6 protein-coding genes are annotated in these 7,069 nt (G+C 74.5%); all 6 read right to left on the reverse strand.

Annotated elements, in window-relative coordinates:
* Positions 1-81 precede the first annotated feature (81 nt).
* Genes ACIBTU_RS28735 through ACIBTU_RS28760 form a run of 6 tightly spaced genes read right to left on the reverse strand, consistent with a single transcriptional unit; the run spans position 82 to position 6,829 of the window.
* Entirely contained in the window at positions 82-2,790 is a 2,709-nt protein-coding gene (locus ACIBTU_RS28735; protein WP_399129416.1) for a fumarate reductase/succinate dehydrogenase flavoprotein subunit, read from the reverse strand.
* 11 nt (positions 2,791-2,801) lie between these two features.
* Positions 2,802-3,599, reverse strand: coding sequence for an ABC transporter ATP-binding protein (locus tag ACIBTU_RS28740; RefSeq protein WP_399129418.1), 798 nt, complete (start codon positions 3,597-3,599; stop codon positions 2,802-2,804).
* Positions 3,580-4,401 (reverse strand): ABC transporter permease, encoded by an 822-nt coding sequence (locus ACIBTU_RS28745; protein ID WP_399129419.1) that lies wholly within the window; start codon positions 4,399-4,401, stop codon positions 3,580-3,582. The genes ACIBTU_RS28740 and ACIBTU_RS28745 overlap by 20 nt, the downstream gene beginning before the upstream one ends.
* Positions 4,398-5,759, reverse strand: coding sequence for an ABC transporter substrate-binding protein (locus tag ACIBTU_RS28750; RefSeq protein ID WP_399129420.1), 1,362 nt, complete (start codon positions 5,757-5,759; stop codon positions 4,398-4,400). The genes ACIBTU_RS28745 and ACIBTU_RS28750 overlap by 4 nt, the downstream gene beginning before the upstream one ends.
* A gap of 15 nt (positions 5,760-5,774) precedes the next feature.
* A complete protein-coding gene (locus ACIBTU_RS28755; protein WP_255971869.1) occupies positions 5,775-6,002 on the reverse strand; it encodes a ferredoxin family protein in 228 nt (75 codons plus the stop codon).
* A gap of 44 nt (positions 6,003-6,046) precedes the next feature.
* A complete protein-coding gene (locus ACIBTU_RS28760) occupies positions 6,047-6,829 on the reverse strand; it encodes a GntR family transcriptional regulator (RefSeq protein ID WP_399129421.1) in 783 nt (260 codons plus the stop codon).
* Positions 6,830-7,069: the final 240 nt, after the last annotated feature.

A 7,069-nucleotide genomic window follows, 5' to 3' on the forward strand; every position in this document is an offset into this window, starting at 1 on the left:
CGCACGAAGTGCGCATCTCAGGGGCGCGGGGAACTGCGCGAGAAGCCCCACCGGGCGGCACCCGGCGACGAAGAGGCGGAGCTACGGCGCCACCCGGGTCGCGCGGGACGCATACGCCCTGACGTCCGCGTCAGCGTCCCCTACCGCCCGCGCCAGCGCATCCCGCGCGCCGGCGGAGACGCCCGCATGGCGCCGTAGAGCGAGGACCGCGGCCTTGCGGACATCGGCGTTGGCGTCGGCCAGCGCCCCGGAGAGGGCCCGCACGGCAGGGCCCGGCGCGGCGGAGCCCAGCGCGGCGGCCGCGCCCGCCCTCACCTGCCAGGCCGGGTCGGCGAGAGCCGCGACGGCGGGGTCGGTGTGCGGGGGCGGGCACCCCACGACCCCGAGCGTGCCGAAGGCCGCCGCGCGGACCAGGGCGTCGGGGTCGTCGAGCAGCGGGGCCAGCGCGTCGGGCGCGGCGAGACCGCGCGCGACGGCGACGCGCACCTCGCGCGCCGGGTCGGTGCGGGCCGAGGCCAGGGCGTCCTGGGCGTCGACGGAGACCAGGGCGCGGACGGCGGCGATCCGGACCTCGATGCCGGGGTCGTCGAGCAGCCGGAGGTAGGCGTCGGCGGCGCCCAGGCGCAGGGCGCGCAGGACGTCCAGGGCGGTGGCCCGCACGAGTGGGTCGGGCGCGTGGAGGGCGTCGGTCAGGGCCGTGGCGAGCGCGGGGTCCGGCGGCAGGACCTCGACGAGTTCTTGCAGTGAGGCGCAGGCGGCGGCGCGTACGCCGGGGGAGTCGTCGGCGAGTGCGCCGGCCAGGGCGGGGCCCGTGCCGGGCGGCGCGGTCTCGGTGAGGGTGGCGACGGCGGCCCGGCGCACGGTGGCGTCGGGGTCGGTCAAGTAGGGGGTGAGGTCGGCGAGTTCGAGGTCGCGTTCGGCCAGGGCGTTGAGTTCGAGGAGGCGGGGCGAGTGGGAGGCGGCGACTACGGGTTCGTCCGGGGCGGTGGTGGCTCGGGGCGTGGCGGAACCGGTCGGCGCGATGTCGCGGGCGCCCGCCGTGGCGACCGGCAGGGCGTGCACCTCGCCGAGGTGCCGGGACGGGCCGCCGGAGGGGGTGAACTCGTCGACGGGGACGAGGTAGGGCTCGACGGGGCGCGCCGTGAACTCCATGGCGCCGGAGGGGGACTTGCGCAGATCCAGATGGTGGAGCCAGCCGGAGTCGTCGCGCCCGGGGTGGTCGGTGCGCTGGTGGTAGAGCCCCCAGCGGGACTCGGTGCGGGCCAGGGAGGAGCGGGCGGCCATCTCCGCGCAGTCGCGGATGAAGGAGACCTCGGCGCAGCGCATGAGTTCGTGCGGGGTGCGGGCGCCCATGGCGGCGATGTCGGTGCGCATCCGCTCGAAGTGCTCCAGGGCGAGCGAGAGCCGGGCGCCGGACTTGGGCGGCGCCACGTAGTCGTTCACGAAGCGGCGCAGCTTGTACTCGACCTGGGGCTGGGGCGGCCCGTCCGGGTGCCGCAGCGGACGGTAGATCAACTCGTGGGCGGCGCGCAGCTGGTCGGGCGGCAGCTCGCCCTCGTAGGCCGTGTACCGCGACGCGTCGCCGCCCGCCAGATCGCCGAAGACGAAGGCGCCGATCATGTAGTTGTGCGGGACGCAGGCGAGGTCGCCGGCGGCGTACAGGCGGGGCACGGTCGTGCGGCCGTGGTCGTCGACGCGAACGCCGGAGGCGGAGTGGCCGCCGCACAGGCCGATCTCGGAGATGTGCATCTCCACGTCGTGCGTGCGGTAGTCGTGGCCGCGGCCCGAGTGGAAGGTGCCGCGGGTGGGGCGTTCGGTGGAGTGCAGGATGCCTTCGAGGGCGGCGACGGACTCCTCGGGCAGATGGCTGAGCTTGAGGTAGACCGGGCCCCGGTCGGAGGCGACCTCGGCCGCGAACTCGGCCATCATCCGGCCCGACCAGTAGTCGGAGTCGACGAAGCGTTCGCCGTGCCGGTTGACCTGGTAGCCGCCGAAGGGGTTGGCGACGTAGGCGCAGGCCGGGCCGTTGTAGTCCTTGATGAGCGGGTTGATCTGGAAGCACTCGATGCCGGTCAGCGCGGCGCCCGCGTGGTAGGCCATGGCGTAGCCGTCGCCCGCGTTCGTGGGGTTCTCGTAGGTGCCGTACAGGTAGCCGGAGGCGGGCAGGCCGAGGCGGCCGCAGGCGCCGGTCGCGAGGATCACGGCGCCCGCCCGGACGGTGACGAACCGTCCGGTGCGGGTGTGGAAACCGGCCGCGCCGACCGGGCGGCCCTCGGCGGTGAGGACCCGGACGGGCATGACGCGGTTCTCGATGCGGATGCGCTCGCGCATTTCGCGCCGTCGCAGCTGCCGGTAGAGGACCTTCTTGACGTCCTTGCCCTCGGGCATGGGCAGCACGTACGAGCCGGACCGGTGCACCTGGCGGACCGCGTACTCGCCGTGCTCGTCCTTCTCGAACTTCACGCCGTACGACTCCAGGCGCTGGACCATGGCGAAGCCGCGGGTGGCGGTCTGGCGGACGGTGGACTGGTCGACGACGCCGTCGTTGGCGCGGGTGATCTCGGCGACGTAGTCGTCGGGTTCGGCCCGGCCGGGGACGACCGCGTTGTTGACGCCGTCCATGCCCATGGCCAGGGCGCCCGAGTGGCGCACGTGCGCCTTCTCCAGGAGCAGCACGTCCGCACCGCGCTCGGCGGCGGTCAGCGCGGCCATGGTTCCTGCGGTGCCGCCCCCGATCACGAGGACGTCGCAGGTCAGTTCCTCGGCGTCGGCGAGTGCGGGGATGTCCATGGCGGGGCCTTTCACGACAGTGGGGCTTCTTCGGGGGTGGGCGCGCCGAACTCGCTGCGCGCACCGAGCGCGGACAGGACGGTGCGGCGCAGTTCGGAGGTGGCGGGGGCGTCCCGGGCGGCCCGCTCGCGCGGGTGCGGCACGTCGTGGACGGCGGTGAGCCGGCCCGCTTCGAGCAGCGCGACCCGGTCGCCGAGGAACAGGGCCTCGTCGACGTCGTGGGTGACGAAGACGACGCTCGCGCGGGTGTCGCGCCACACGTCGACGAGCAGGTCCTGCATGCCGGCGCGGGTCCGTGCGTCGAGCGCGCCGAACGGCTCGTCCATGAGGACGGCACGTGGCGCCCCGGCCAGCGCGCGGGCCAGCTGGACGCGCTGGCGCTGCCCGCCGGAGACCTGGTGCGGCAGCCGCCGCTCCAGGCCGTCGAGCCCGACGCGCGCCAGCCAGTGCGCGGCCCGCTCACGGCGCGCGGCCCGGCCCTGCCCGGCGATGGCGAGCGGGAGTTCGACGTTGGCGCGCAGCCCGCGCCAGGGCAGGAGGGCGTCCTCCTGGAAGACCAGGGCCCGTTCGGCACCGGGTCCGCGCACGGGCACGCCGTCCACGGTGACCTGCCCGCCGAGCGGCGGGAGCAGCCCGGCGAGGGTGCGCAGCAGGGTCGACTTGCCGCAGCCCGAGGGACCGACGACGGTCAGCACCTGCCCGGGGTGGACGTCCACGCTCACCCCGGCCAGGGCCGGGGCGCCGGGCCGGCCGAGCGTGGCGTCGCGCAGGGCGATGCGGGCGCCGGAGTCAGACGAGGTGGGTGGCACGGGTGCTCGCCCCCTTCGGGTGCGCGGGGGTGGGGGTGCGGCCGGGCAGCCGGCGGGTGACCCGGCGTCCGGCCAGCTCCACGGCGGTCGAGGTCGCCCAGCCGAGCACCCCGATGGTGGCCATGCCGACGAACACGCCGGGGTAGTCGAGGACCGTGTAGTCCTGCCAGGTGCGGTACCCGACGCCGTACTCGCCGGAGATCATCTCGGCGGAGATCACACAGATCCACGAGACGCCGATGCCGACGGACAGGCCGCCGAGGATCCCGGGCAGCGCCCCGGGCAGGACGACCGAGCGCAGCACCCGCCACCGTCCGCCGCCCATGGTGCGTACGGCCTCCTCCCAGACGGGCGTGAGGGCGCGCACGGCGTGCCGGGTGGCGACGAGGACGGGGAAGTAGGCGGCGACGCCGGTGATGAAGACGATGCCCTGCTCGTTGCTGGGGAACAGCAGGATGGCGACGGGCACGAGCGCGATCGCCGGGATCGGCCGGACGACTTCGAGGAGCGGCCCGAGCAGGTCCTCGGCGACCCGGGAGCGGGCCACGGCGGTGCCCGTGGCGACGCCCGCGAGCGCGGCGAGCAGGAAGCCGGTGACGATCCGCCGCAGGCTGTCGGTCACGTCCTGCCAGTAGGCGCCGGTGCCGAGCCGGGCGCCGAAGGCGTGCGCGACGTCGGTGACGGTGGGGAACTGGGAGAAGCGCAGCCAGACGTCGACGTCGAGCGAGGTGAGCGACTGCCAGGCGCCGAGGGCGCAGGCGAGCGAGCCGAGCCGGAGCGCGGCCCGCGCGGCCCGGTTCACGCGGCGGCCCGTTTCAGGGCGTCCGCGTACGAGGCGAGCAGGCGGGCCCCGGCGTGACCGGAGACGTACGCGCGCGCTCCCGACGGGGTGACGAACGGGACGAGACGCTCGCCGTCCGCGACCCACACGGCCCGGTCGGCGAACCAGAGCGTGCCGGTGCGGGCGTCGGGCACGTACGCGGCGCGGACCTCGGAGCGGTGGGCGGCGACGTGGCGCAGCAGCGCGGTGGGAGTGCCGAACTCCAGGGTGCGCGAGGCGCCCTTCGGCCACACCTCGGAGCGGGACGGCGGCGGCGTCGCGGACAGCCGCCGGGCGTAGGCACCGGCGCCGAGGGCGCGGCGCACGTACCGGTCGTCGACGAACGCGTCGACGTCCACGTCGCCGACGAGCTTCGCCGACTTCAGGACCGGCACGTCCTTCTTCAGGGCCGCGACGAGCCGGGGCTTGAGCGCCGGGTCGAACGTGGCGATGCCGTGGGCGCCGTTGTAGAGGTAGACGACCTCCGCCGGCAGGCCCGTGGCGCGGGCGACCTTCTCGGCGGCGGGCACCGGATGCTCGTCCAGGTAGTCCGTCGCGGCGGCCTGCGCCTTCAGGAACGCCTCCAGGACGGCCGGGCGCTCCTTCGCGAAGTCCGCGCGGGCGGTGACGCCGTGGAAGGTCGGCAGGTTCAGCTCGGCTCCGTCGTACAGCGCCTTCGCCTTGCCCTGGTGGGCGAGCAGCCCGGGCCAGGCCACGAACTGCGACAGGGCGTCCGCGCTGCCCGCGGTGAGTGCCGAAGCCCCCACCGCGGGCTGCTGGTTGAGCTTCTCGATGTCGTGGTCGGGGTCGATCCCGGCACGCCGCAGGGCGCGCACGAGGGTGCGGTCGGCGGCGGACCCGATGCTGGTGGAGACCTTCCTGCCGCGCAGGTCGGACAGCGATCCGAGCTTCGAACCGGGGGCGGTCACCACGGTGTTGAGGCCGCCGCGCAGGTTGTAGCCGGTGACGGAGACCAGCTTCGTGGGCCGGCCCAGCTGGGCGCCGCGGGCCGCGTTGAGCAGCAGCGGGAAGTCACCCATCGACCCGATGTCGATCTTCCCGGCGGTCATCTGGGCGGTGATCGGGGCGCCGGTCGCGTAGTCCTGCCACTTCACCTCGTACGTGACCCCGTCCCGCGCGCCGAGCTTCTTCAGCTCACGTTCGAACGTGCCGAGGGAGCGCAGCAAGGTGCCGGCGGTGACGGTGTTGACGGTCTTGGACTGGTAGCCGACGGTCACGGTGACCGTCGGGTCGTCGCCGGCCGACGCGGCGCCGCAGGCGGCCAGCGGGGCGAGCAGGGCGAGCGTCGCGGCCGTGCGGGCGACTGTCGTGTTTCTCATGGGAGTTCGGGCCTCTCACCGGAGCAGATAGGGCATGTTGACCGTGACGGCTCCGGTGGGACAGCGGGCCGCGCACGGGCCGCAGTACCAGCACTCGTCGACGTGCATGTAGGCCTTGCCGCTGTCGTGGTGGATGGCGAGGGAGTCCAGCGGGCACATGTCGACGCACAGGGTGCAGCCGTCGATGCACTTCGACTCGTCGATGGTCACGGGCACGTCGGCCCGCTGGGGCGCCAAGGGCATGGCTGTCTCCAGGGAAGGGCGGAAAGGAGTGCGGCAGGGGTGCGTCAGAGCGCGCGGGGCAGCCGGCCGCTCATGGTGATGCGATCGCCGCGGAAGCGGATGAACTCCAGGTCGACGGGGCGTCCGTCGGCCAGGTGCGTGAGGCGTTCCAGCATCAGCACGGCGGCGCCGCGCGGGGCCTGGAGCACGGCCGCGGAGTGCGCGTCGGCGGTGACGGCCTCCAGGGTGATGTCGGCGTGGCCGAGCGGCTGTCCGGTGAGGGACTCCAGGAGGCGGAACACGTCGGTGTTCTCCAGGTCGGCGCCGAGGAGTCCGGCGCCGATGTCGAGCGGAACGTAGGTGAGGTCGAGGGAGAGCGGCAGCCCGCCGAGGCGGCGCAGCCGTTCGATGTAGAGGACGTCGGTGTCCGGTGGCAGCCGGAGCCGTTCGGCGACCGGGGCGGGAGCGGTGACGGGGCCCATGGTGCGGACCTCGTTGGTGACCGGTCCGTGTTCGTGCAGGGTCTCGGCGAGTCCCATCAGCCGGTCGAGGCCGTGGGCGTACTTGAGGGCGCACACGGTCGTGCCGACGCCGGCCCTGCGCTCCACGAGTCCCTCGGCGCGCAGCAGGTCGAGCGCCTGGCGGACGGTGTTGCGCGAGGCGCGGTAGTCGGCGCCGATGGACTCCTCGTGCGGCAGGGTGCCGTCCGGGAAGCGGCCCGCGAGGATCTGGTGGCGCAGCAGGTCGGCGAGCTGCCGGGCCTGGTCGGCACGGAGCCGCCGGCGGCGGGCGGCGACGGTGGTCGCCCCGGCTCCGGTGGATTCTCGTACGCGGTCTGCGGCGGGCATGCGACGGACGATAGCCGGGGGTGCGGGGTGGTGGTGTTGCCGTTGTATTGCGCCATCGCGGGGTTGCGGGGGTGGGGGCCTGACCTGCGGTGCGGTGCCCGTCCCGGGGGGATCCGCCACCTCGTCCGGCTATCCCGCCGTCGTGGCTGGTCGCGCAGTTCCCCGCGCCCCTGATGAGGCTGCGCCTCATCGGGGAAATGCGACGCGAAGCGTCTGCATTTCAGGGGCGCGGGGAACTGC

Origin of the sequence: Streptomyces sp. NPDC050145 (assembly GCF_044460245.1) — a bacterium.
Classification (GTDB): domain Bacteria; phylum Actinomycetota; class Actinomycetes; order Streptomycetales; family Streptomycetaceae; genus Streptomyces.

Coding starts and splice junctions, on each gene's coding strand:
- ACIBTU_RS28735 (WP_399129416.1), bottom strand. CDS start 2,790: ATGGACATCCCCGCACTCGCCGACGCCGAGGAACTGACCTGCGACGTC.
- ACIBTU_RS28750 (WP_399129420.1), bottom strand. CDS start 5,759: ATGAGAAACACGACAGTCGCCCGCACGGCCGCGACGCTCGCCCTGCTC.
- ACIBTU_RS28755 (WP_255971869.1), bottom strand. CDS start 6,002: ATGCCCTTGGCGCCCCAGCGGGCCGACGTGCCCGTGACCATCGACGAG.
- ACIBTU_RS28760 (WP_399129421.1), bottom strand. CDS start 6,829: ATGCCCGCCGCAGACCGCGTACGAGAATCCACCGGAGCCGGGGCGACC.